General features: G+C 71.5%; 22 protein-coding genes. 5 read left to right on the forward strand and 17 right to left on the reverse strand.

Annotated features, from left to right (window positions below):
• Positions 1-115: 115 nt before the first annotated feature.
• The gene (locus tag D0D28_RS23035; protein WP_116112277.1) at positions 116-874 is read right to left on the reverse strand and encodes a fumarylacetoacetate hydrolase family protein; all 759 of its coding nucleotides are present in this window, start codon (positions 872-874) and stop codon (positions 116-118) included.
• Positions 875-938: 64 nt separating this feature from the next.
• On the opposite strand from D0D28_RS23035, the gene D0D28_RS23040 reads away from it, so the two are divergent.
• A complete protein-coding gene (locus D0D28_RS23040) occupies positions 939-1,361 on the forward strand; it encodes a GNAT family N-acetyltransferase (RefSeq protein ID WP_116112280.1) in 423 nt (140 codons plus the stop codon).
• Positions 1,362-1,365: 4 nt separating this feature from the next.
• Here D0D28_RS23040 and D0D28_RS35775 read toward each other — a convergent pair whose 3' ends face one another.
• From D0D28_RS35775 to D0D28_RS23065, 6 genes are all read right to left on the reverse strand, one after another.
• Positions 1,366-1,644, reverse strand: a complete 279-nt coding sequence (locus D0D28_RS35775) for a hypothetical protein (protein WP_162831158.1) — start codon at positions 1,642-1,644, stop codon at positions 1,366-1,368.
• 165 nt (positions 1,645-1,809) lie between these two features.
• Positions 1,810-3,411 (reverse strand): citramalate synthase, encoded by a 1,602-nt coding sequence (gene cimA, locus D0D28_RS23045; protein WP_116112349.1) that lies wholly within the window; start codon positions 3,409-3,411, stop codon positions 1,810-1,812.
• Between the two features lie 235 nt (positions 3,412-3,646).
• Positions 3,647-4,690 (reverse strand): 3-isopropylmalate dehydrogenase, encoded by a 1,044-nt coding sequence (locus D0D28_RS23050; RefSeq protein WP_116112283.1) that lies wholly within the window; start codon positions 4,688-4,690, stop codon positions 3,647-3,649.
• 166 nt (positions 4,691-4,856) lie between these two features.
• Positions 4,857-8,165: a S8 family serine peptidase gene (locus D0D28_RS23055; RefSeq protein WP_116112285.1), complete on the reverse strand. Its 3,309-nt coding sequence runs from the start codon at positions 8,163-8,165 to the stop codon at positions 4,857-4,859.
• 110 nt (positions 8,166-8,275) lie between these two features.
• Entirely contained in the window at positions 8,276-9,874 is a 1,599-nt protein-coding gene (gene serA / locus D0D28_RS23060) for a phosphoglycerate dehydrogenase (RefSeq protein ID WP_116112288.1), read from the reverse strand.
• A gap of 72 nt (positions 9,875-9,946) precedes the next feature.
• A complete protein-coding gene (locus D0D28_RS23065; protein WP_116112291.1) occupies positions 9,947-10,501 on the reverse strand; it encodes a TetR/AcrR family transcriptional regulator in 555 nt (184 codons plus the stop codon).
• 77 nt (positions 10,502-10,578) lie between these two features.
• Here D0D28_RS23065 and D0D28_RS23070 point away from each other — a divergent pair, with 77 nt between their 5' ends.
• Both D0D28_RS23070 and D0D28_RS23075 read left to right on the forward strand, forming a co-directional pair.
• Entirely contained in the window at positions 10,579-11,400 is an 822-nt protein-coding gene (locus tag D0D28_RS23070; protein ID WP_162831159.1) for a TIGR03620 family F420-dependent LLM class oxidoreductase, read from the forward strand.
• 34 nt (positions 11,401-11,434) lie between these two features.
• Positions 11,435-12,259: a TIGR03620 family F420-dependent LLM class oxidoreductase gene (locus tag D0D28_RS23075; RefSeq protein ID WP_116112294.1), complete on the forward strand. Its 825-nt coding sequence runs from the start codon at positions 11,435-11,437 to the stop codon at positions 12,257-12,259.
• Positions 12,260-12,269: 10 nt separating this feature from the next.
• Here D0D28_RS23075 and D0D28_RS23080 read toward each other — a convergent pair whose 3' ends face one another.
• The 4 genes from D0D28_RS23080 to D0D28_RS23095 form a co-directional block, all read right to left on the reverse strand.
• Positions 12,270-12,512 (reverse strand): DUF397 domain-containing protein, encoded by a 243-nt coding sequence (locus tag D0D28_RS23080; protein WP_116112296.1) that lies wholly within the window; start codon positions 12,510-12,512, stop codon positions 12,270-12,272.
• A 76-nt stretch (positions 12,513-12,588) separates the two neighbouring features.
• Positions 12,589-13,602, reverse strand: coding sequence for a ketol-acid reductoisomerase (ilvC, locus tag D0D28_RS23085; RefSeq protein WP_094007402.1), 1,014 nt, complete (start codon positions 13,600-13,602; stop codon positions 12,589-12,591).
• Positions 13,603-13,633: 31 nt separating this feature from the next.
• Positions 13,634-14,140, reverse strand: coding sequence for an acetolactate synthase small subunit (gene ilvN / locus D0D28_RS23090; protein ID WP_094007403.1), 507 nt, complete (start codon positions 14,138-14,140; stop codon positions 13,634-13,636).
• Entirely contained in the window at positions 14,137-15,999 is a 1,863-nt protein-coding gene (locus D0D28_RS23095) for an acetolactate synthase large subunit (protein ID WP_116112299.1), read from the reverse strand. Before D0D28_RS23095 ends, ilvN begins: the two co-directional genes overlap by 4 nt.
• 307 nt (positions 16,000-16,306) lie before the next feature.
• Here D0D28_RS23095 and D0D28_RS23100 point away from each other — a divergent pair, with 307 nt between their 5' ends.
• Positions 16,307-16,741 (forward strand): PH domain-containing protein, encoded by a 435-nt coding sequence (locus D0D28_RS23100; RefSeq protein WP_116112302.1) that lies wholly within the window; start codon positions 16,307-16,309, stop codon positions 16,739-16,741.
• Here the strand turns inward: D0D28_RS23100 and D0D28_RS23105 are convergent.
• The 3 genes from D0D28_RS23105 to D0D28_RS23115 are packed head-to-tail and all read right to left on the reverse strand — an operon-like array spanning position 16,738 to position 19,108.
• A complete protein-coding gene (locus D0D28_RS23105) occupies positions 16,738-16,938 on the reverse strand; it encodes a hypothetical protein (RefSeq protein ID WP_094007406.1) in 201 nt (66 codons plus the stop codon). The two genes, D0D28_RS23100 and D0D28_RS23105, sit on opposite strands and share 4 nt — an antisense overlap.
• An 11-nt stretch (positions 16,939-16,949) precedes the next feature.
• Positions 16,950-18,359, reverse strand: coding sequence for an amidase (locus tag D0D28_RS23110; RefSeq protein WP_116112304.1), 1,410 nt, complete (start codon positions 18,357-18,359; stop codon positions 16,950-16,952).
• Positions 18,356-19,108, reverse strand: a complete 753-nt coding sequence (locus tag D0D28_RS23115) for a GntR family transcriptional regulator (RefSeq protein ID WP_240323318.1) — start codon at positions 19,106-19,108, stop codon at positions 18,356-18,358. The genes D0D28_RS23110 and D0D28_RS23115 overlap by 4 nt, the downstream gene beginning before the upstream one ends.
• A gap of 315 nt (positions 19,109-19,423) precedes the next feature.
• Between D0D28_RS23115 and ilvD the strand changes: the two genes are divergently transcribed.
• Positions 19,424-21,268, forward strand: a complete 1,845-nt coding sequence (ilvD, locus tag D0D28_RS23120) for a dihydroxy-acid dehydratase (protein WP_116112306.1) — start codon at positions 19,424-19,426, stop codon at positions 21,266-21,268.
• A gap of 328 nt (positions 21,269-21,596) precedes the next feature.
• Here ilvD and D0D28_RS23125 read toward each other — a convergent pair whose 3' ends face one another.
• The 3 genes from D0D28_RS23125 to D0D28_RS23135 form a co-directional block, all read right to left on the reverse strand.
• Positions 21,597-22,217: a DoxX family protein gene (locus D0D28_RS23125; protein WP_116112309.1), complete on the reverse strand. Its 621-nt coding sequence runs from the start codon at positions 22,215-22,217 to the stop codon at positions 21,597-21,599.
• 48 nt (positions 22,218-22,265) lie between these two features.
• Complete coding sequence (locus D0D28_RS23130) at positions 22,266-23,342, reverse strand: serine hydrolase domain-containing protein (RefSeq protein ID WP_116112311.1); 1,077 nt, start codon at positions 23,340-23,342, stop codon at positions 22,266-22,268.
• 94 nt (positions 23,343-23,436) lie between these two features.
• Positions 23,437-23,670: a VOC family protein gene (locus D0D28_RS23135; RefSeq protein WP_338024593.1), complete on the reverse strand. Its 234-nt coding sequence runs from the start codon at positions 23,668-23,670 to the stop codon at positions 23,437-23,439.
• Positions 23,671-23,678: the final 8 nt, after the last annotated feature.

Raw genomic sequence — 23,678 nt, forward strand, 5'->3', positions numbered from 1 at the left:
ATCGGGGGCGGGGGAGGTCCACCCAAGGTGACCTTCCGGCGCCGTAGGCGCCCCCGCGCGAAGCGCAGGGAAAAGATCTCTGGGACGACCACCCGGCTCCACTTTTGGGCCTTGCTCAGGCGTTCTGCACCGGGTTGGTCAGCGTTCCGATGCCCTCGATCGTGATCGACACCGTCTGTCCGTCCGTGATCTGCCCGACCCCGGCCGGCGTGCCGGTGAGGATGACGTCCCCGGGCAGGAGGGTCATCACGCCCGACACGAACTCCACCAGCTCCGGGATCTTGTGGATCAGCAGCGAAGTCCGCGAGTCCTGCTTGAGCTCACCGTCGACCTCGGTGCGGATGGCCAGGTCGGACGCGTCCACGGCGGTCTCGATCCACGGGCCGAGCGGGCAGAACGTGTCGAAGCCCTTGGCACGGCCCCACTGGCCGTCCGACTTCTGCAGGTCCCTCGCGCTGACGTCGTCGGCGATCGTGTAGCCGAGGATCGCCGCCGGGGCCTGGGCGGCCTTCACGTTGCGGATCGGCTGTCCGATGACCACGGCGAGCTCGCCCTCGAAGTCCACCCGCTGCGACGCGGCGGGCAGCTTGATGGCGGCGTTCGGCCCGATGACGCTGGTCGACGGCTTGAGGAACATCATCGGCGACTCCGGCACCTCGTTGCCGAACTCGGCCGCGTGCTCGGCGTAGTTCCGGCCGATCGCGATCACCTTCGACGGGAGGATCGGCGCGAGCAGCCGCACGTCGGCGAGCGAGAACCGCTTGCCCGTGTAGTTCGGCTGTCCGAAGGGGTGGTCGGCGATTTCCAGGAGCTCGTCGCCGTCGACGGAAGCGAAGGCGACCCCACCGGCATGAGCAACTCGAGCTAGACGCACGCACCCAGCCTAGTCAGCCGCCCCCACCCGGGCACGGCGGCCTGGGAACCGCCATGATCGAGGTGTGGCAGACCTCCTCGTCGCGGAAGAACCGGGCCCGGCCGCCGCCGAACTGCTCGCGTTGTACGACTCCGTGGGCTGGTCGGCCTACACCCGGGATCCCGAGCTGCTGCGCGCCGCGATCGCCGGCTCGTCCTATGTGGTCACCGCGCGCCGCGCCGGGCGCCTGGTCGGCCTGGCCCGCGCCCTGTCCGACGACGCGACGATCTGCTACCTGCAGGACGTGCTGGTGCACCCGGGAGAACACCGCCGCGGCATCGGACGGCTCCTGGTGCGGGCCGTGCTCGACCGTTACGCGGCGGTCCGGCAGAAGGTGCTGCTCACCGACGACGAACCGGCCCAGCGCGCGTTCTACAAAGCCCTCGGCTACACCGAGATCCGCGACTACGGCCCGGGCACCCTCCGCTCGTTCGTCCGGTTCGACTGACACCTCACTTGGACGCCCACACCACGCCACCCGGGTCGTGGTGGCCCGCGTGCAGGGCGGCGAAACCCGGCTCGCGGAAGCCGGCAGCGCGCAACAGGTCCAGCCACTCCCACCGGCTGCGCAAGCCGCCGCGGTCCCACCAGCCGTCGGCGGCGGCGAAGAGCACGTCGAGCGCCCACGGGATGCCCTCGGACGTCGTCGGGCTCGTGCCCTCGGCGACCGCCGGCCAGGCCCCACGAGGGTGTCGAGCGCGGCGGTGCGCGTGCCGGGAACCGCTTGCCATGACGGGGAACGCGCCGCGGTCAGCGCCAGCGCGCGGCGAACTCGCTGGACCACCCCGGTAGCCGCGCATCCGGCGCGCGGGAGGTCGTCGAGGATTGCCCGCCACGGCTCCGCGGCACCACCCTGGCGGCTCACGCACGACGAGCGCAGGGAGGCGAGTCCCGCCTCAGCAGCGGGAGCTCTTGTGCGCCAGCGCGTCGCACAACGCGAGCCAGCTGGCTTCCACGATGCTGCCGTGCACGCCGACCGTCGTCCACTCCTGGTCGCCGTCGCTGGACTTCAGCAGCACCCGGGTGACCGCGTCGGAGCCCGGGTGGCTGGGCAGGATCCGGACCTTGTAATCGGCCAGCTCGACGCTGTCCAACCAGGACAGCGACGGGGACAGCGCTTTCCGCAGCGCCGCGTCCAGCGCGTGCACCGGGCCGTTGCCCTCGGCGGTGGCGATCACCCGCTCCCCCGCCACGTGCACCTTCACCGTCGCCTCGGAGATCACTTCGCCGTCACCGCGGTGGTCCAGCACGACCCGGTACGACTCCAGCGTGAACGGCGGCTCGGCCGGGCCGTCGACCTCCTTGCGCAGCAGCAGTTCCAGCGAGGCGTCGGCGGCCTCGAACGACCAGCCCTCGGCCTCCAGCTCCTTCACCTTCGCCACCACGCTCGTGACCGCGTCCGGCCGGCCGGCAAGGTCCACCCCGAGCTCACGTCCCTTGAGCTCGAGGCTGGCCCTGCCGGCCATCTCGGTGACCAGGACCCGCATGTCGTTGCCGACGGAAGACGGATCGATGTGGTTGTACAACAACGGATCCACCTTGATCGCGCTCGCGTGCAGCCCCGCCTTGTGGGCGAAGGCCGACGACCCGACGTAGGCCTGGTGGGTGTCGGGGGCGATGTTCGCGATTTCGGCAAGGGCATGGGAGACGCGGGTCAGCTCGGCCTCGGCCCCGGTCGGGAGCACGTCCATGCCGAGCTTGGTCACGAGGTTCCCCGTCACGGCGAACAGGTCGGCGTTGCCGGCCCGCTCCCCGTACCCGTTCGCGGTGCACTGCACGTGCGTCGCGCCGGCCTGGACCGCCGCGATGCTGTTGGCCACGGCGCAGGACGTGTCGTCCTGGCAGTGGATGCCGAGCCGGAAGCCGGTGCGCGCGGCGACTTCCCGCACGGTGTCGGCGATCCCGAGCGGCAGCTGACCGCCGTTGGTGTCGCACAGCACGACGACGTCCGCGCCCGCGGTGTACCCGGCCTCCAGCACCCGCAGGGAGGTGTCCGGGTCGAACGCGTAACCGTCGAAGAAGTGCTCGGCGTCGAGGAAGACGCGACGGCCTTCGCCGACCAGGAACGACACCGTGTCGGCCACCATCGCGCACGCCTCGTCGACGTCGACGCGCAGCGCGCGCTCGATGTGCCGCCGGTCGGACTTCGCGACCAGCGTCACCACCGGCGCCCGCGAGTCGAGCAGCGCGCGCACCTGGGCGTCCTCGGACGCCTTCGCGCCGGCCTTGCGGGTCGATCCGAACGCGACGAGCGCGGCGTGCTTGAGGATCAGCTCGCCCTCGGCGGCGCGGGCGAAGAACTCGGTGTCCTTCGGCAGCGCGCCCGGCCAGCCGCCCTCGATGAAGCCCACACCCAGCTCGTCCAGCAGACGCGCGACCGCGAGCTTGTCCGCCACCGAGTAGGAGATGCCTTCACGCTGGGCACCGTCCCGCAACGTCGTGTCGTACAGGTGGAAGTCGTCACCGAGCGGCAGTCCGGCTGGCTCCGTGCGGGTCACGGTCATCTCCTATGCGTGGTGGGAGGCTTCACGGGCAACAAAAAAACCTCCCGCGGATGCGAGAGGTCTGCGCGCCAGGTGTCCGATGCGGACACTACCCGGCGCGCCTGCCGATAATGATCACGGCGAAAGATGAAGCCATACCCGCATCATGCCACACCGGCGCGCGAAAGGGCAAAAAACGCCGTGGCGGCCACCCCCGGATCGGGAATGGCCGCCACGGCGGAAAAACCGGTCAGGCGACCGGTCGCGCGTTCGACGAGACCAGGGCGGCCAGGCGGTCGCCGATCGCCTGTGTGGTGCCCGGGTTGGCCTGGTCGCGCGTGGCCAGGTCGAAGGCGACGGACGCCTCGATGCGGCGGGCCGCCTCGCGCTGCCCCAGGTGGTCCAGCAGCAGCGACACCGACAGCACGGCGGCGGTCGGGTCGGCGATGCCCTGCCCGGCGATGTCCGGCGCGCTGCCGTGCACCGGCTCGAACATGCTCGGGTTCCGGCGCGTGATGTCGAGGTTGCCGCTGGCCGCGAGGCCGATGCCGCCGGTGACCGCGGCCGGCAGGTCGGTGATGATGTCGCCGAACAGGTTGTCGGTGACGATCACGTCGAAGCGGCCCGGGTCGGTGACCATGTGGATCGTGGCGGCGTCGACGTGCGAGTAGGAGACCGTGACCTCCGGGTGCTCCAGCGACACCTCCTCGACGATCCGCGACCACAACGACCCGGCGTGCAGCAGCACGTTGGTCTTGTGCACCAGCGTGAGGTGCTTGCGCGGCCGCTCCTCGGCCCGCTTGAACGCGTCGGCCACCACGCGGCGGATGCCGAACGCGGTGTTGACGCTCACCTCGGTGGCGATCTCGTGCTCGGTGTCCTTGCGCAGCAGGCCGCCGTTGCCCGCGTACGGGCCCTCGGTGCCCTCCCGCACGACCACCATGTCGATCTCGGCGTTCGGGTCGCCCAGCGGGCCGCGCACACCCGGGTACAGCTTGGCCGGGCGCAGGTTCACGTGGTGGTCCAGCTCGAACCGCAGGCGCAGCAGCAGGCCGCGCTCCAGGATCCCGCTGGGCACGGTCGGGTCGCCGACCGCGCCCAGCAGGATCGCGTCGTGCTGCCGGAGCTCGCCCAGAACCGACTCGGGGAGCAGTTCGCCGGTGGCGTGCCAGCGGGCCGCGCCGAGGTCGTAGTTCGTGTACTCCACTGTCGGAGCGACCTCGCCGAGTACCTTCAGGGCCTCGGTGATCACTTCGGGTCCGATCCCATCACCTGGGATCACCGCCAGCCGCATCAGACACCTCCGTCGATCAGGGCCACGGGGCTCGTTCGCACCCGTTTGCCCACATACTCCAGCGACGGCAGGTTACCGGCTGTCGCCAACGAGCCGAAGCGGCACCACCCTTATGACGGAATCTCCCGACAAGTGAGACACCCGGACGGTGGATTCGCCCCGGTCGTCAGCCCAACGACCCCCCGTTCACCCGGATCACGCTCACCCGGTTGCCGTTGCCGTTGTGGTGCTTGAGCGCGAGCAGCCCGAGCACCGTGTCGGTCGACGCCGGGTTGCGGGTGACCTCCAGCACGGTGCCCGGCTTCGCCGAGTAGCTCAGCGCGGCGCCGACGGCGCCGGAGACCGAGTAGCCCGGCGCGAGCGCGTCGAACGTCATCGGCGTGCTGATGGCGTCGATGAGCCCGTTCGCACTGCTGGGCGCCACGTAGTACCCGGTGGTGCCGACGGTGTAGCTGATCTTGTGCGAGGCCGCGTCCGGATCGATGCCCAGCGCCGCGATGCTGACCGGCAGCAGCACGACGTTGGTGTCGAACACGTTGGTGTCCACGTCCCCGAGCTGTCCGTTGACCGCCTGGATGTCCACGCTCGGGAAGCCCGCGGCGTTCAGGTCGACGGTGTTGACCAGCCAGACGTCGGTGCCGCTCGCCTTGGTGACGTAGGACTCGAAGTCCGGCACCCCGTCGCCGGTGGTGTCGATGTCGACGAACGGGATCGTGTTGCTGCCCAGGTTCGCCCAGTTGCCCCAGGTCGAGATCCCGAAGGCGAGCAGCGCCTGGTCGGCGTGGCCCTCCCGCCGCGACTGGGCGATGGTCGACGCGGCGCCGACGTACTGCAGGTCACCGCCCTTGGCGGTCTCGTTGATGGTGCAGCCGTCGGTCAGCCTGCCCCGGCATTCGGGCAGCCGCGGCGAGGAACCCTGCAGCTCCAGGACGCTGATCAGCGACTCGTAGCGCTGGCTGCCGGTGCCCTGGTCGACGCCGCGGCCGGTGAGCGTGAACCGCGCGGTGTCGCCGGTGAAGTTCAGCGACCGCGGGGTGTCGATCGACGACACCGGCTTCGGCGCCGCGTAGACCGGCACGCGCAGCGACGGGGTGTTGCCGCCGGGCGGCGGGCTGAGCACGACCCGGCCGGAGGCGTCGGCGACGAACTGACGGGCCATCCCGGCCTGCTCGGTCGCGACCGTCGGGTCGATGACCTTGCGCAGCGCCGTGGGATCGGTGATCCGCAGGGTGACGCGCACCGAGGCGGTGCCCCGCGGCGGCACCGTCACCGAGCGGTCCGACAGCTGGTACTGCACGCCGGGCAGGTTGGTGATGCCCTCGTAGGCCACGTTGTAGCGGGCCCAGCTGGTGCCCTTGTTGACCACCTGGATGGTCTTGGTGAGCGTGGTCGGCCGGTCCACCTCGACGGTGCCGAAGGTGACGCTGACCGCGCCCCGGTCGTCCCGCGAGTAGGCCAGCACCTGGTCGTTCAGCGCGGCCTGGGTGTCCACCCGGCCGGCGCCGACGCGCTGCGGCGCGTAGGTCTTGCCGTCGGCGACGATGTCGTGCCCGGCGGTGTTCATCACCAGGGCCTTGATCTCCTCGACGGACCAGTCGGGGTGCGCCTGCCGCAGCAGCGCGGTGACGCCCGCGGTCCGCGGCGTGGCCATCGACGTGCCGGACAGGACCGTGCGGTTGTTGCCGCTGCCGCGCAGGGCCGACGAGATCGTGTCACCGGGCGCGGACACGTCCGGCTTGACGGCCGGGCCGCGCACGCCGCGCGAGGTGAACGAGCTCGGGGTGTCCACGATCGCCGGGTCGTAGGTCTGCAGGCTCGCGCGGCCGGCGCCGTAGAGGCGGACGGTCAGCGTGCCCGCGTCCAGCGCCGGGCGGATCTGGCTGGTCGCCGAGGCGGTGAACTGGAACATCGGGATGGCCGAGTTGCCCGCGATGCCGGCGGCGAAGTGCTCCAGGCCCGAGGACAGCAGGACCCCGGCGGCGCCGGCGGCCTGCGCGTTGTTGGCGCGCACGGCCGAACCGCAGGCGCGGGTGGCGTCGTTGTCGTCCCACTCCAGCCACGCGAACCTGCCCGCGACGGCGGCCTTGTCGGCGTCGGAGTAGGGCGCGCAGCCGTCGGCGTTGGCCGACGACAGCTTCGCCACCGCGGCGGTCCGGTCGAGGGTGTCGTAGCCGGTGTAGTTCTGGCTGTACTGGCCGCCCTTCGGGCCGGCGATCCCGGCCGGGCCGGCCTCGTCCGCCGCGTCCCGCAGGACCGAGACGTCCCGGCTGGACGCCACGGTCAGCGCCTCCGGCGTGTTGCCCGGCGAACCGCCGACGTCGTAGAGGTCACCGCCGTTGCCCTGGGCGATGACCGACAGGACGTCGTTCGCGGCGAGCTTGCGCACGAACAGCGAGTCCGGGTCGTCCGGCGCGCCGAAGTCGCTGCCCAGCGACAGGTTGACGATGTCGAGGCGGTCGTCGAAGTCACCGTCGCCGTTCGGGTCCAGCGCCCAGTCCAGAGCCTGCGAAGTGACGTCGGTGGAGCCTTCGCAGCCGAACACCTTGATCGCGTACAGCGAGGCCTTGGGCGCCATGCCCGGGCCGATCTTCATCGCGTTCAGCGAGTCGGCGGTCAGCTTCGAGTAGTCGCCGGTGAAGGTGCTGCCGTCGGCGTTGACGCCGTACCCGGCGACGGTGCCGGCGACGTGCGTGCCGTGCTCACCGCACGCGATCGGGTTCGGGTCCGGCTTGGGGGTGTCCGCGCCCTCGGTGCCGGCGTCGTAGTCGTCGCCGACGAGGTCGGTGCCGCCGACCACCTTGGCGTTGGGGAACAGCGGCGTCGGCGCGGCCCGGTCGACCGAGTCGTAGGCCGCCTTCGTGCCGGGGCCGCCGAAGTCGGCGTGGGTGTAGTCGATGCCGTCGTCGATGACACCGACCTTGATGCCGTCGCCGAGGCGGCCGGTCTGCTGCCACGCGGTGAGCGTGTTGGTCAGCTGGGCGGCGCTGTTGTTGCTGCGCGTCTTCGGCACGACCGTGCGGATCGACGCGACGTCGGGCCGGGCGGCCAGTTCGCGGATCTTCGCGGCGTCGGCGGTCACCACCACACCGGGCACCGCGTTCGCGGTCGAGTACAGGACCTCGGTGCCGGCGTCCAGCGAACGCAGCTGGCCGAGCACGGAGTTCACCACCCCGGCGACCCCGGCCTTGGCGTTGTTCGCCGCCTGCTTGGCGCGGTCCTTGCCGGCGCCGAGCTCGGCGTTGAAGGCGTCCACCGCGGGCTGGTGGGTCAGCTCGATGAACGCGGTCGTCCGGCCCGAGGCCGACGCCAGGCGCGGGGACAGCTTGCCGCGCAGGCCGTCGTCGGCGACCTTGGCCGCGGGCTTGCCCGCGGCGAGCGGTTCGTCCTGGGCCGCCGCGCTGCCCGACGCGAAACCGGTCGCGGCGAGCGCGGCGGCGAAGACGGCGGCGAGCGACCGCCGGGTCCTGTTTCTCATGCTTGTTCGCACCCTCACTCCGGATCAAGGCGAGGGTGCGAACTTAGCCCGTGCCCCGGCGGAACGCCTAGAGCGGATCGGAGTAATCCGACTTTGGGAGGTACTCCGCGTTACGCGAACGTGATGGCGCGGATCGTGCGGGCGCCGACGGTCGCCGCGATCGGCTCCAACAGGTGGGAGTCGACCTCGCGGTCGACGCGCAGGATCATCACCGCGTCCGACCCGTCGGTGGTCTGGCTGATCTGCGCCGCCTCGATGTTGACCGAAGCCTCACCCAGCAGGGTGCCGACGCGGCCCATGATGCCCGGGCGGTCCGGGTACTCCAGGAGCAGCATGTGGCCCTCGGCGCGCAGGTCGAAGTGGCGGCCGTTGACCTCGACCAGCTTCTCCACCTGGTTGTTGCCGGTGACCGAACCCGACACCGACAGCACGCTGCCGTCGTCGTGCACCGCGCGCACGGTGACCAGGCTGCGCCAGTTCGGGCTCTCCGGCTCGGTGACGATCTCGGTGCGCACGCCGAACTCCTCGGCCAGGCGCGGCGCGTTGACGAACGTGACCTGGTCCTCGACCACGCCGGAGAACACGCCCCGCAGCGCGGCCAGCGACAGCACGCTGACGTCCTCCGACGACAGCTCGCCGCGCACCTCGACGGTCACCGCCGACGGCGCCTTCTGGCTCAGCGCGGCCAGCACGGTGCCCAGCTTCTGGGTCAGCGGCAGGTACGGGCGGACCTCCTCGCCCACCACACCGCCGCTGGCGACGTTGACCGCGTCCGGCACGAAGTCGCCACGCAGCGCGAGCAGCACCGACCGGGCGACGTCGGTGCCCGCGCGGTCCTGCGCCTCGGCGGTCGAGGCGCCCAGGTGCGGGGTGACCACGACGTTGGGCAGGCCGAACAGCGGGCTCTCGGTGGTCGGCTCGGTGACGAACACGTCGATGCCGGCGCCGCCCACGTGGCCGTTGCGGATGGCCTCGGCCAGCGCCTCCTCGTCGACCAGGCCACCGCGCGCGGCGTTGACGATGATCACGCCGGGCTTGGTCTTCTTCAGCGCCTCGGCGTCGATGAGGCCCTTGGTCTCCGGGGTCTTGGGGAGGTGGATCGAGATCGCGTCGGCGCGCTGGAGCAGCTCGTCCAGGCTCACCAGCTCGACGCCGAGCTGGGCGGCGCGGGCGGCCGAGACGTAGGGGTCGTAGGCGACGATCTTGGTGTCGAACGCGGCCAGGCGCGCGGCGAACAGCTGGCCGATCTTGCCGAAGCCGACCACGCCGACGGTCTTGCCGTTCAGCTCGACCCCGCTGAACGAGCTGCGCTTCCACGCGCCGCCCTGCAGGCTCTGGTCGGCGGCCGGGATGCGGCGGGCCACGGCGAGCAGCAGCGCCACGGCGGGCTCGGCGGCCGAGACGATGTTCGAGGTCGGCGCGTTGACCACGAGCACACCGCGCTCGGTGGCGGCCGGGACCTCGACGTTGTCCAGGCCGACCCCGGCCCGGGCGACGGCCTTCAGGCGCGTGCTCGCGGCCAGCACCTCGGCGTCCACCTTGGTCGCGGAGCGGACCAGCAGCGCGTCGGCGGCCTTCACGGCCTCCAGCAGCGCGGGGCGGTCGGTGCCGTCCACGTGCCGGACCTCCACCTCGTCGCCGAACACGGCCAGCGTGGACGGAGCGAGCTTTTCGGCGATGAGGACGACCGGCTTGCTGGGGTTGGTCACGATGGGGCTCCCGTGGACGCGGCTGGGCTCAAACGACGCCCGCGAGTCTAGTCGCGCTGCTCACCGGGGTTCTCAACGGGAGCGCAAGCCGGTGAAGACGAGATCGAGAAGCCGGTCCGGGTCACCGGCGTGCTCACCGGCCCAGCCCGCCGCGTGCACCATCAGCAACACCTCGTCGGGCTTCAGGTCCGCGCGCAGCTGACCGGATTCCTGCGCGCGGGCGACCACCCGGGCGACGGCCGCGCGCATCCCGGCACAGGCGGCGTGCAGGTCGGAGGTCTCGTCGTCGAGCGCGTCGGCGGTCGCGTCGGCGAGGCCGCGGAACGTGGTGGCGGCGTCGAGCAGGCTCCGCGCGAAGGTGCGCAGGGCGGCGAGCGGGTCCCGGTCTTCGAGGAGTTCTTCGGCGGTGCGGGCCTGCGCGTCGAACCGCTCGCCGAGCAGGGCGACCAGCAGCGCCTCCCGGGTCGGGAAGTGCCGGTAGAGCGTGCCGATCCCGACCCCGGCCCGGCGCGCGATCTCCTCCAGCGAGGCGTCCACGCCGGACTCGGCGAACGCCGTGTGCGCCTCCGCCAGCAGCCGCTCGTAGTTGCGGCGGGCGTCGGCGCGGAGGGGACGGGTGCTGTTCATCACGATCCACTTTAGGCGTGACAAACCGGCGGCTGCCTCCGTAGAGTGAACCGGAGGGCCCCTCCGAAAGAATTCCGATGACTTCAGTCGGTGTTTGGCTCTACGGCGGTCGCCCGGCGACCGCCGAGGTGGAACGGGAGCAGCTGGCGCGGCTCGACGCGCTCGGCTACGCCTCGGTGTGGATGGGCGAGACCGTCGGCGGGCGGGACGCGTTCGCGCGGTCCGCGGTCTTCCTCGGCGCGACCGGGCGGATCACCGTGGGTACGGGGATCGCGAACGTGTGGTCGCGGCCCGCGGTGACCGCGCAGGCCGCGGCGCGCACCGTGGCCGAGGCCCATCCCGGGCGGTTCGTGCTCGGCCTGGGGATCGGGCACCCCTTCCAGGCCGCGAACCTCGGGCAGTCGTTCGCGAAACCGCTGCGCGGGATGCGGGACTACCTGTCGCGGATGGACGAAGAGGCGGCGGCGAACCCGCCGGCCGAACCGTTCCCCCGGGTACTGGCGGCGATCGGGCCGCGGATGCTGGAGCTGGCCCGGGACGCCGCCGACGGCGCGCACCCGTTCGCGATGCCCGTCCAGCACACGGCGTTCGCGCGGGAGATCCTCGGGCCGGGCAAGCTGCTGATCCCGCACCAGTCGGTGCTGCTGGAGACCGATCCCGCGGTGGCGCGCGCGAAGGCGCGGGCGACGGTGAGCCAGATCCTGCAGGTCGAGGCCTATGCCCGTGGGTGGCGGGACTCCGGCTACGACGAGGTGTCCGACCGGCTGCTGGACGCGGCCGTCGCCTGGGGCGACGAGGAGGCGATCGCGCGGCGGGTGCGGGAACAGCTGGACGCGGGCGCCGATCAGGTGCTGATCGCCCCACCGGGACGGACCTGCCCGGCGAGGTGGACCAGCTGAGGCGGCTCGCGCCGGCGCTGCTGGGGGTGGCCGCGTGAGCGTCGGCATCTGGACCTTCTCCTTCGACGCCGCGCCGATCGGCCAGGTGCGCGAGCACGCCGCCGAGATCGAGGAACTCGGGTTCGACAGCCTGTGGTTCGGCGAGTACCCGGGCCGCGAGGCGCTCACCCAGGCGGCACTGCTGCTGGGTGCGACGTCCCGCATCACGGTCGCCACCGGCGTCGCCCGCTTCGACCGGCGCAGCCCGGCCGGTGTCGCGGGCGGGGCGCGCACCCTGGCCGAGGCCCATCCCGGCCGGTTCACCCTGGGCCTGGGCGGGCACGCGCGCGGCGCGCGTCCCGTCGAGAGCATCCGGGCGTACCTGGACGAAATGGACGCCGCGGAGTTCACCAGCCCCGAGCCCGTGCCACCGCCGCGCAAGCTGCTCGCCGCCCTGGGACCGCGCATGCTACGGCTGGCCGCCGAACGCACCGACGGCGCCCACCCGTACTTCGTGCCACCCGAGCACACCGCGCTGGCACGGGAGATCATGGGGCCGGACGCCTACCTCGCGGTGGAGCAGGGCGTGGTGCTGGACCGGGCGCGCGGCCTGGACATCGCCCGCGCGGAAGTGGGCTTTTACCTCGAACGGACCGAGCACCACCGGGTCAACCTCAAGCGCCTCGGCTTCACCGACGACGACCTCGCGGGCAGCGACCGGCTGGTCGAGTCGGTCATCGCCGTCGGCGAGGAGGCGATCGCCGGCCGGGTCAAGGCCCATCTCGACGCGGGCGCGGACCACGTGTGCGTGCAGGTGATCACCGGCGAACCCGGCCTGCCCCTGGACGGCTGGCGGCGACTGGCCGAACTCGTGCTCTGACGGCGGCCGGTCAGTCGGCGGTCAGGCCCGCCAGGTCGAGGAGCTCGTCGTCGCGGGCGCCGGCCACGAAAGCGTCCCATTCGGACGGTGTGAAGACCAGCACCGTGCCGTCCGGGTCCGTCGCCTTGCGCAGCGCCGTGTAGACGAGGCCGTCGGTGTGCTCGACGTGCGCGAACTCCAGCTCACCGCCGGTCGCCTGCCACCGGGCGCCGGTGAGATCCAGTTCCTCGCGAACCCGCACCTTGTCGTCCACGCGATCACGGTAACTCCGGATGGAAAAAGGGACCGCTCCGGGGGCGCACCCCGGAGCGGTCCCTCCCGCGGAGAACTCAGGCGGTCTCGGTGATCGGCCGGTCCACCCACGACATGAGGCCGCGCAGCTTCTTCCCGGTCTCCTCGATCGGGTGCTGCTCGCCGGCCTCCTGCAGCTTGCGGAAGGTGGCGCGGCCGGTCTCGTCCTCGCCGACCCACTCGCGGGCGAAGGTGCCGTCCTGGATCTCGCCCAGGATCTTCTTCATCTCCTCCTTCACCGCGGGCGTGATGACACGCGGGCCGCGGGTGAGGTCGCCGTACTCGGCGGTGTCGGAGATCGAGTAACGCATCCGGGCGATGCCACCCTCGTACATGAGGTCGACGATGAGCTTGAGCTCGTGCAGCACCTCGAAGTAGGCGATCTCGGGCGCGTAACCGGCCTCGGTCAGCACCTCGAACCCGGTCTGCACCAGCGCGGAGGCACCACCGCAGAGGACGGCCTGCTCACCGAACAGGTCGGTCTCGGTCTCCTCCTTGAAGGTGGTCTTGATGACGCCGGCGCGGGCGCCACCGATGGCGGCGGCGTAGGACAGCGCCAGCGCCTGCGCGTTGCCGGAGGCGTCCTGCTCGACCGCGATCAGGGCGGGCACGCCCTTGCCGTCGACGAACTGGCGGCGGACCAGGTGGCCCGGGCCCTTCGGCGCGACCATCGCCACGTCCACATTGGCCGGCGGCTTGATCAGCTCGTAGCGGATGTTGAAGCCGTGGCCGAAGAAGAGGGCGTCGCCGTCCTTGAGGTTCGGCTCGATGTCCTCGCTGTAGATGAAGCGCTGCTTGGTGTCCGGCGCGAGGATCATGATCAGGTCGGCCTCGGCGGACGCCTCCGCCGGGGTGAGCACCCGCAGGCCCTCCTCCTCGGCCTTCGCGCGCGACTTCGACCCCTCCGGAAGACCGATGCGCACATCGACCCCGGAGTCGCGCAGGCTCAGCGCGTGCGCGTGGCCCTGGCTGCCGTAGCCGATCACCGCGACCTTGCGACCCTGGATGATGCTGAGATCGGCGTCGTCGTCGTAGAAGATTTCGACAGACATGAGGGGGATGAATTCCTTTCGGTTCTAAAATTTAGCGAGGCGCGGAGGCGGTGATCGACCGGGGACCCCGGCCGACCGCGACCATGCCGGACTGCACGATCTCACGCACGCCATACGGCTCCAGCATGCGCAGGAGGGCACTGAGCTTGTCACCGGTGCCGGTGGCCTCGATGGTGAGCGCCTCGGGCGACACGTCGACCACCTTCGCACGGAACAGCTGGACGGTCTCGAGGACCTGGCTGCGCACGGTGGCGTCGGCCCGCACCTTGACGAGCAGCAGTTCACGCTGCACGGAGACGGCGGGCTCGAGCTCCACGATCTTGATGACGTTGACCAGCTTGTTGAGCTGCTTGGTCACCTGTTCGAGCGGTAGCTCCTCAACGGCGACCACGATCGTCATCCGGGACACCTCGGGGTTTTCCGTGGGCCCGACGGCGAGGGACTCGATGTTGAAACCGCGGCGGGAGAACAACCCGGCGACTCTGGCGAGCACCCCGGGGACATTCTCCACCAACACGGACAGCGTATGCGTGGTCACTGCGAAACCTCGTCGTCTTCGAACAGCGGGCGGATGCCGCGCGCGGCCATGATCTCGTCGTTGCCGGTGCCAGCCGCCACCATGGGCCACACCTGGGCGTCCTTGCCGACCACGAAGTCGATCACCACGGGCCGGTCGTTGATCTCCATCGCGCGGCGGATGACGTCGTCGACCTCGTCCTTGGTCTCGCACCGCAGGCCGGCGCAGCCCAGCGCCTCGGCCAGCAGCGTGAAGTCCGGGATGCGGTGCTTGTGCGTGCCGAGGTCGGTGTTGGAGTACCGCTCGGCGTAGAAGAGGTTCTGCCACTGGCGGACCATGCCCAGGTTGCCGTTGTTGATGACGGCGACCTTGATCGGCGCGCCCTCGATGGCGCAGGTGGCCAGCTCCTGGTTGGTCATCTGGAAGCAGCCGTCGCCGTCGATGGCCCACACCTGCTTGTCCGGCACCCCGAACTTGGCGCCCATCGCGGCGGGCACCGCGTAGCCCATGGTGCCGAGGCCGCCGGAGTTGAGCCAGGTGCGCGGGTGCTCGTACTTGATGAACTGCGCGGCCCACATCTGGTGCTGGCCCACGCCCGCGGCGTAGACGGCGTCCGGGCCGACGATCTGACCGATGCGCTCGATGACGTACTGCGGCGACAGGGTGCCGTCGGAGGGCCACTCGTAACCGGCCGGGAAGGTCTGGCGCCACGCGTCGATCTGGGTCCACCACGGGGCCAGGTCCGGCTCGCCGATGCGGTCGGTCTCGGCCTTCACCGCCTCGATCAGCTCGGTGATGATCTCCGCGCAGTCCCCCACGATCGGCACGTCGGCCTTGCGGTTCTTGGAGATCTCGGCCGGGTCGATGTCGGCGTGGACGACCTTGGCCTCCGGCGCAAACGACGACAGCTGACCGGTCACCCGGTCGTCGAAGCGGGCGCCCAGCGCCACCAGCAGGTCGGCGCGCTGCATCGCGGCGGCGGCGGCGACCGAGCCGTGCATGCCGGGCATGCCCAGGTGCTGCTGGTGCGAGTCGGGGAACGCGCCGCGCGCCATCAGCGTGGTCACCACGGGGATGCCGGTCAGCTCGGCCAGCTGCCTGAGCTGCTCGTGGGCCTGCGCCTTGATCACGCCACCGCCGACGTAGAGGACCGGGCGGCGGGCCTGCGCGATGAGCCGCGCGGCCTCGCGGACCTGCTTGCCGTGCGGGCGCAGCGTCGGCCGGTAGCCGGGCAGGTGCATCTCCGGCGGCCAGGAGAACGATGTGGTCTCCTGCAGGACGTCCTTGGGGATGTCGACCAGGACCGGGCCGGGACGGCCGGTGGAGGCCAGGTGGAACGCCTCCGCGATCACCCTCGGGATGTCGATCGGGTCGGTGACCAGGAAGTTGTGCTTGGTGACCGGCATCGTGATGCCGCAGATGTCGGCTTCCTGGAAGGCGTCGGTGCCGATCAGCGCCCGGGTCTGCTGGCCGGTGATCGCGACGACCGGGACGGAGTCCATGTTCGCGTCGGCCAGCGGGGTGACCAGGTTGGTGGCGCCGGGGCCGGAGGTCGCCATGCAGACCCCGACCTTGCCGGTCGCCTGCGCGTACCCGGTGGCCGCGTGCCCCGCGCCCTGCTCGTGGCGGACGAGGACGTGCCGCACCTTCGTCGAGTCCAGAAGCGGGTCGTACGCCGGCAGGATCGTGCCACCCGGAATGCCGAAGACCACCTCCACGCCCATCGCCTCGAGCGACCGCACCAGCGACTGCGCGCCGGTCACCCGGACCGGCGTGCCGGCGGGCGGGGCTGGCTTGGGGCGGTTGCCGAGCTGGGCGGGCGACGCGGCGGCCGGAGTTGCTCCGGGTTTCGTTTCCGATCGCGACGTGGCGCTTGTCATCAGTTCTGCCTCGTGGGTCTCGTCGGGCTTCTCGTCAGGTGGTCGGGTTTGGCAATCTGGCACGGCGTGGGCAACAAAAAACCCCCGCCGACCTTGGTAGGTCGCACGAGGGTCGCGCGTCGACGCAGGCGGGCTCGATCGGTCCCTACGCGTCGACGCGCGGGAAAAGTACGAGGCCAATCTGCGGTGTCACGGCGCTGACGTTAACGGTTCGCTACAGATGGTGTCAACTCTGCGGGATCGTGATCCCGGATACTGGGCAACACCCGGCGGAGGCGTCCCAGTCCGCGGAAGGCACCATGGTGTCGTGGCCGAAACCGAGCACGAGGGCCGGAAGGCGATCTTCCGGGTCCCGCTGATCACCCTGCTCGCCGTCGTGTTCCTGGCGGTCTGCATGATCCCCGCCGCCTTCGCCGACGTGCCGGGGCTGTGGCTGATGTACGTCATCCCGATCGCGTTGTTCGTGTACGTGCTGCGCACCCGCACCGTCGCCTCGGCCCGCGGCCTGAGCGTGCGGACGGTGTTCGGCCACCGAGAGATGCCGTGGTCGGCGCTCAAGGGCCTGGCGATCAATGACAAGGCGAAGGTGCGGGCCGTGCTGACCGCCGCCGGCGAGGTCGCGCTGCCGTCGGTGCGCACCCGGCACCTGCCGGTGATCTCCCTGGTCAGCGAGGGCCGCATGAAGGACCCGAGCGGCCTGACCGACGACCGCGAGGAAACTCCGGACGAGGCGGCGGACTAGCGGGCCCAGTCCTCGGTCCGGGCGCCGGCGCGGAAGCGCAACGCGGGATCGGCGTAGCGGGCTTCGGGCACGTCGTAGAGGGCGTCGAGCGACGCGCGCTGCCCGGTGTAGGCCGGGACGTAGGCGGCGAGTTCCGCCTCGGTCGCGGTGAGGCCGGCGGCGGCGAGCAGGCCGCGCACCATCGTCAGGTCGTCCATGGTCTCCCCTCTCAGGCCGCGGCCACGCCGGCCGGCCGCGGCACGCGCAGGTGCCAGTCGGTGCTCTGCTGGAACGCGTCGCCGGCACGCAGGATCGCCGCCTCGCCGAACGCGGGGCCGGCCAGTTGCAGCGACAACGGCATCCCGTCGGCGGTGAACCCCATCGGCACGGCCAGCGCCGGGTTGCCGACGCTGTCCCAGTAGGGCGTGAAGATCAGCGAGAACAGCTCGCCGACGTCCACTCCCCCGCCCGGCGTGGTGAGGCTCGCGAAGGCCGGCGCGCCGACCGCGGCGGTGGGTGCGGCGATCACGTCGACCGTCTCGAACAGCCGGGCCAGTGCGTCCTGCGCGACCCGGCGCACCCGCTGGGCCTGCACGTAGTCCGCGCCGGAGGCCATCGCGCCGGTCACCAGCATCGCGCGGGTGGCCGGGTAGTAGTCGTCCCAGCGGCCGCCCAGGTCGTTGCGGTGGTAGGCCAGTGCTTCGCAGCCCATCGTCACCAGGTCGGCGGTGATCATCTCGCTCCAGTACGGCAGCGTGACCTCGACGACCGTCGCGCCCTGCTCGGCGAGCACCGCGACCGCCGCGTCGAACGCCGGCGCCAGCGCCGGGTCGGCGTGGTCCGGGAAATGCCCTTCGCGCACCACGCCGATCCGCAGCCCGGTCAGGTCGCCGTCGAAGTCGGGCGCGGTGAACGGCGCGTCGACGCAGTCCGGGTCGCTGGTGTCGAGCCCGGCGAGCACCTCCAGCACGGCCGCGCAGTCCCGGGCCGAGCGGGCGAGCGGTCCGATGTGGTCGAGGCTGTAGCCCAGCGGCACGCACCCGGACTTGGGCACCCGGCCGAACGTCGGCATCAGGCCGGTGACCCCGCAGAAGGCCGCCGGGATGCGGATGCTGCCCGCGGTGTCGGTGCCCAGCCCGGCCAGGAACATCCCGGCCGCGATCCCGCTGCCGGTGCCGGAGCTGGACCCGCCCGGCCAGGTGTCCGGGTTCCACGGGTTGCGCGGCACCGGGAACGGCTTGGTGTCGTCCGGCATGCCGCAGGCGAACTCCATCGTCGAGGTCTTGCCCGTGATCACCGCGCCGGCGGCCTTGAGGCGCGCGACGACGGGCGCGTCCCGGCCCGCGCCCCACGCCGGGTCGAGGACCAGGCTCTGCGCGGTGGTCGGGCCCTCGGCCATCGCGATGATGTCCTTGACGCCGAACGGGATCCCGTGCAGCGGGCCGCGGCCGGCGCCGCGCGCCAGCTCGGCGTCGGCCGCCGCGGCCCGCTCCAGCGCGTAGTCGTCGAGGCGGTGCAGGTAGGTGCCGATCTCGGCGTCGTGCCGGTCGGCGGCGGCGATCGCGGCTTCGGTGAGCGCGACGGAGGTGGTGGTGCCCGCGCGCAGCGCGGCGGCCGCGTCGGTGACGGTCTGGATCATGCTTCCCTCCCGTGGAGCCGGGTGCCGCGCGAGACGAACCGGAACCGGTCGGCGCGGATGTGGATGAAGGCCAGGTCGAACGGGCGCCCGGCGGGGTCGGCGATGGTCTGCTCGGTGACCAGGACGGGCGCGCCGGGCGCGATGCCCAGCGCCGCGGCGACGAACGGGTCGGCGGGCTCGGCGCCGATTGTGAACTCCGACTGTCCGAACTCGACTCCGGCGTCGGCCAGGAGGGCGTACCAGTCGGTGACGAACGGGGTGTCCCGCAGCCGCGCGGCCTCGGGGAAGAGCGCGTAGTTGGTGGCGAGCCAGATCGGCTCCTCCTGGTGCAGCGCGACGTACTCCAGGCGCAGGCACGGGGTTCCGGCCGGCACGCCGAGCCGGTCGGCGACCAGCGCGGGCGCGGCGATCTCGGAGCGGTCGAGCAGCCGGGGCCGGGTCCGGCGGTTGAGCAGGCTGTGCTGGTCCGGCCGGATGACGCCGTGGACCTCGACCAGCTTCTCGTCGGCCGGCCGGACGACCGCGTGCGTGCCGATGCCCTGGGTGCGTTCGATGAGCCCCTCGGCGCGAAGCAGGGACAGCGCCTCGCGGACGGTGGCGCGGGAGGCGCCGTGGGCGGCCATCAGCGCGGCCTCGGCGGGCAGCTGCCCGCCGGGGTAGCGGCCGCCCTGGACGGCCGCGCGGATCATGTCCCGCAGGCGGCGCACGTCGTGGGCCCGCGCTTCGCCGCGCCGGTACTGGGTGCTCATTCCCGGCGACGCTAGGCAGCGCGCTTTGCCGGGCGGTCTCCACGGCATCACCGGCGTGTTACCGCCGGTTCCGTGGCGGGGGCGAACTTCGGCGAGGCCCATATCCGATCCTTTCGCTCGGGTGCCGGAAAGCTAGGAATCGCGTATTTCGGCCGGGTATCCGATGCCGTTGCGCCCGGTTACGCCGCTTCTCACTCCGTGGACACCCGCGCTGAACTGCGGTTTCACCCCGGCCGGTGCGGGATGCGCCGAATTCGGTGTGGGATGCGCCGCCGGTTGATCGAAACCTGCGCGGCCGGGCGTAATCTGGCGGACATGCCTGCTCTGCGTTCCCGAACAACCACCCATGGCCGCAACGCCGCGGGCGCCCGGTCCCTCTGGCGGGCCACCGGGCTGACCGACGGCGACTTCGGCAAGCCGATCGTCGCGATCGCCAACTCCTACACCCAGTTCGTGCCCGGGCACGTACACCTCAAGGACCTCGGTGACATCGTGGCCGGGGCGATCCGCGAGGCCGGTGGCGTGGCGCGCGAGTTCCACACGATCGCGGTGGACGACGGCATCGCGATGGGGCACAGCGGCATGCTCTACTCGCTGCCCTCGCGCGAGATCATCGCCGACTCCGTCGAGTACATGGTCAACGCGCACCAGGCCGACGCGCTGGTCTGCATCTCCAACTGCGACAAGATCACGCCGGGCATGCTCAACGCCGCGATGCGGCTGAACATCCCGGTGGTGTTCGTCTCCGGCGGGCCGATGGAGGCCGGCAAGGCGGTCGTGGTCGACGGTGTCGCGCACGCGCCGACCGACCTGATCACCAGCATCTCCGCCTCGGCCAACCCCGCTGTCGACGAGGAGGGCCTGTCCATTGTGGAGCGGTCCGCGTGCCCGACGTGCGGGTCGTGCTCGGGCATGTTCACCGCGAACTCGATGAACTGCCTGACCGAGGCGCTGGGCCTGTCGCTGCCGGGCAACGGCTCGACGCTGGCCACGCACGCCGCGCGCCGCAAGCTGTTCGAGGACGCCGGCCGCACCGTGATGGAGCTGTGCAAGCGCTGGTACGGCGAGGACGACGACAGCGTGCTGCCGCGCTCGATCGCCAACCGCAAGGCGTTCGAGAACGCGATGGCGCTGGACATGGCGATGGGCGGCTCGACCAACACGGTGCTGCACATCCTGGCCGCGGCGCAGGAGGGCGAGGTCGACTTCACGATCTCCGACATCGACGAGATCGGCCGCCGCGTGCCGTGCCTGTCGAAGGTCGCGCCGAACTCCGACTACCACATGGAGGACGTGCACCGGGCCGGTGGCATCCCGGCGATCCTGGGCGAGCTGAACCGGGCCGGGCTGCTCAACCGGGATGTCACTGCTGTGCACTCCCCTTCCCTGGAGCAGTGGCTGTCCACGTGGGACATCCGCGGCGGGTCGCCGTCGGAGGAAGCGATCGAGCTGTTCCACGCCGCGCCCGGCGGGGTCCGCACCACGGAGGCGTTCTCCACGTCCAACCGGTGGACCGAGCTGGACACGGACGCGGCGAACGGCTGCATCCGCGACATCGAGCACGCCTACACCAAGGACGGCGGGCTCGCGGTGCTGCGCGGCAACCTGGCCGAGAACGGCGCGGTGATCAAGTCCGCCGGTATCGACGAGGAGCTGTGGCGGTTCCAGGGCCCGGCGCGGGTGGTCGAGAGCCAGGAGGAGGCCGTTTCGGTCATCCTGGGCAAGCAGATCCAGCCGGGTGAGGTGCTGGTGGTGCGCTACGAGGGCCCGGCCGGCGGGCCGGGCATGCAGGAGATGCTGCACCCGACGGCGTTCCTGAAGGGCGCCGGGCTGGGCAAGAAGTGCGCCCTGATCACCGACGGCCGGTTCTCCGGTGGCTCGTCGGGCATCTCGGTGGGGCACATCTCGCCGGAGGCCGCGTCCGGCGGGACGATCGGCCTGGTGGAAAACGGCGACCAGATCCTGATCGACGTGCACGAGCGCAAGCTGGAGCTGCTGGTGGACGCCGAGGTGCTGGCCGAACGCCGCGCGAAGATGGAGGCGTCGGAGCGCCCGTGGCAGCCGGTGGAACGCCAGCGCCCGGTGACCGCGGCACTGCGCGCCTACGCCCGGATGGCCACCTCGGCCGACACGGGCGCGGTCCGCAACCCGGACAAGTAAGCCCGACAGAGGAAGGGCCCCGGCCGCCAGGCCGGGGCCCTTCCTCGTTGAACCCAGGAAGCTGGGTGGTCATCCCGTCGCCTGACACCGGAACGATCACCTTGAGCCAGGGCCGCAACCCAGGCCGCCCGCCGGCGGCCGAGCTACGCCACCTTGCGGCCCTGGCTCAAGGTGATACACCCAAACCGGAAGGCGACGGGATGACCACCCAGCGACCACCTCGCCAAGGCGAGACGAGGCACCCCTTGGTCATCCCGGAGCCTGCCCGTCCGGCGAGGACATCTCTTGATCTTTGAACCGGCGCCCGACACGGCGAAGCGCCCACTTCCTAGCGGGCCAGCGCGATCACCACCACCGTCGCCGCCGCGGCGATCAGGAAGAAGAACACCCCGAACGGCGCCGGGCGGCGGCGCCACGGGGTGTTGACGTCCAGGGCGATCCGGCCGGATCCGGTGAACAGCAGGGTGAACGCCACGGCCGCCAGCAGCAGCTCGAACTCGAAGCCACGCGGCTCGAAGAACCCGCCGCTCCACTGGACGTACACGATGTTCGCGGTGACGCCGAGCAGCGCGGCCGCCCCGATCTGCGTGAACAGGCCCAGCACGATCAGCACGGCGCCGATCAGCTCGCTCAGCCCGGTGACCCACGCGAGCAGCGTCGGCTGGGCCGTGTAACCCATCGACTCCAGCATCCGCGCCGTGCCGTCGATGCCGGGGCCGTTGAACAGCCCGAACACCTTCTGCAGCCCGTGCGCGCCCACGATCGCCCCGAGCACGAGCCGCAGCACGAGCAGGCCGAAGTCGATCCCGCCGTGGTACCGGTTGACCGGCGGCGACGGCCGGTCCTCGACGTCGGAGAGCAAGCTGGTGGCGCCGGTGTCCGTGGCCTCGTAGTACCCGGACTCCGTGAACAGGTTCTGGGTCTTCGGCTCGTCCTGAGGGCTGGTCACCCGCGCAGGGTAGGCCATCCGTGTCGGAAGCGCGACAGGTTCCGGTGTTCAGCTGCCGAACACCGACATGATGAGCGCGCCCAGCGCCGCGGGGAACACCTCTGCCGGGTCGGCCTCGCCGGTGGTCAGCGTCGCCGTCAGGGTCCGGCTGCCGTCCGGCGTGCTGATCATCAGGGCGCCGTAGCCGCCCGGGGCGCCGCCGTTGTGGTGCACGATCGTGCCCGCCGGGCCGAGGTCCTGCACCCACAGGCCGAGGCCGAGGTTGAGCTCGCCGTGCGGCGTGATCATCTCGGTCAGCAGCGGGGTGGGCAGGAGCCGGCCGCCGAGCAACGCGGAGATGAAGGTGTTCAGGTCCTCGGCGGTCGAGATCAGGTCACCGGCGCCGGCCAGCATGGTGGGGTTCTGGCGGCTGACGTCGACGAGGTGCCACTCGCCGCCGTCCTCGTAGCGGTAGTAGCCGTGGGCGTGCGGGCCGGGGAGGTCCGGGGAGGTCGCGGACACCACGGTGTCCGCCAGCCCGAGCGGCCCGAGGATGCGCCGCTGGGCCTCCTCGGCGTAGGTGTTGCCGGTGACCGCCTCGATCAGCAGCAGGGCGACGGTGTAGTTGGTGTTGGAGTAGCTCTGGCCCTCGCCCGGCTCGAACCGCGGCGGCCGCGACAGCGCGAACCGCACCAGCTCCTCGGGCTGGTAGGCGTGGAAGCGGTTGTCCACCCACGCCTTGCCCTGCGACGGGAGCCCCATCACGAACGTGCCGTCGGCGTCGAGCTCACCGGTGTAGTTGTAGAGGCCGCTGGTGTGCCGCAACAGCATCCGCACGGTGATCCGCTCGTCGAGCCCGAACCCGGGCAGGTGACCGGCCACCGGGCCGTCCAGCTCGATCCGGCCCTCGGCGACCAGCTGGAGCACCAAGGTCGCGGTGAAGGTCTTCATGACGCTGCCCGCCCAGGCCCTCCCGTTGACCGGCGCCTCGTCGGCCGAGCCCAGCTCGCGCACCCCGGCGCGGCCCGTCCAGTCGCCCTGCTCGTCGTGCACGCACAGCTCGGCGGCGGTGAACCCGGCGTCGACGAGGGCCTGGACGGCCTGCTGCAACTCGGGGCGGTGGGTGGTGGTGGCGGTGTGCTGCATCGTGCGCTCCTGTGTTCGGTCCGGCTTGATGCGACTACGTTCGCCCGCCGGCCTGACACCGGACCGCCTCCGCGCTGACACGCCCCGGGGTTTGTCAGGCGGGTTGGCGCTCGCCCGCGCTGCGCTCGATGCAGAACTCGTTTCCTTCGGGATCGAGCAGCGTGACCCAGCCGAGCCCGTCGGGTGTCCGGTGGTCCTCGTGCACGCGCGCGCCGAGCCCGAGGAGGCGCGCGACCTCCGCGTCACGGGACCGTTCGTCCGGCATCCAGTCGAAGTGGACGCGGTTCTTCCGGGCCAGCCCGTACGGCTCGGCGCAGTCGATCGTCACGTGGCGGA

Origin of the sequence: Amycolatopsis ruanii (assembly GCF_003385175.1) — a bacterium.
In the GTDB taxonomy this organism is placed as follows: Bacteria; Actinomycetota; Actinomycetes; order Mycobacteriales; family Pseudonocardiaceae; genus Amycolatopsis_E; species Amycolatopsis_E thermalba.

Excerpts from the sequence above, each read along its gene's own strand:
- D0D28_RS35775 (WP_162831158.1), bottom strand. The coding sequence starts at position 1,644 with ATGGCAAGCGGTTCCCGGCACGCGCACCGCCGCGCTCGACACCCTCGT.
- D0D28_RS23050 (WP_116112283.1), bottom strand. The coding sequence starts at position 4,690 with ATGCGGCTGGCGGTGATCCCAGGTGATGGGATCGGACCCGAAGTGATC.
- D0D28_RS23055 (WP_116112285.1), bottom strand. The coding sequence starts at position 8,165 with ATGAGAAACAGGACCCGGCGGTCGCTCGCCGCCGTCTTCGCCGCCGCG.
- D0D28_RS23065 (WP_116112291.1), bottom strand. The coding sequence starts at position 10,501 with ATGAACAGCACCCGTCCCCTCCGCGCCGACGCCCGCCGCAACTACGAG.
- D0D28_RS23070 (WP_162831159.1), top strand. The coding sequence starts at position 10,579 with ATGACTTCAGTCGGTGTTTGGCTCTACGGCGGTCGCCCGGCGACCGCC.
- ilvC (WP_094007402.1), bottom strand. The coding sequence starts at position 13,602 with ATGTCTGTCGAAATCTTCTACGACGACGACGCCGATCTCAGCATCATC.
- D0D28_RS23095 (WP_116112299.1), bottom strand. The coding sequence starts at position 15,999 with ATGACAAGCGCCACGTCGCGATCGGAAACGAAACCCGGAGCAACTCCG.
- D0D28_RS23105 (WP_094007406.1), bottom strand. The coding sequence starts at position 16,938 with ATGGACGACCTGACGATGGTGCGCGGCCTGCTCGCCGCCGCCGGCCTC.
- D0D28_RS23110 (WP_116112304.1), bottom strand. The coding sequence starts at position 18,359 with ATGATCCAGACCGTCACCGACGCGGCCGCCGCGCTGCGCGCGGGCACC.
- D0D28_RS23115 (WP_240323318.1), bottom strand. The coding sequence starts at position 19,108 with ATGAGCACCCAGTACCGGCGCGGCGAAGCGCGGGCCCACGACGTGCGC.
- ilvD (WP_116112306.1), top strand. The coding sequence starts at position 19,424 with ATGCCTGCTCTGCGTTCCCGAACAACCACCCATGGCCGCAACGCCGCG.
- D0D28_RS23130 (WP_116112311.1), bottom strand. The coding sequence starts at position 23,342 with ATGCAGCACACCGCCACCACCACCCACCGCCCCGAGTTGCAGCAGGCC.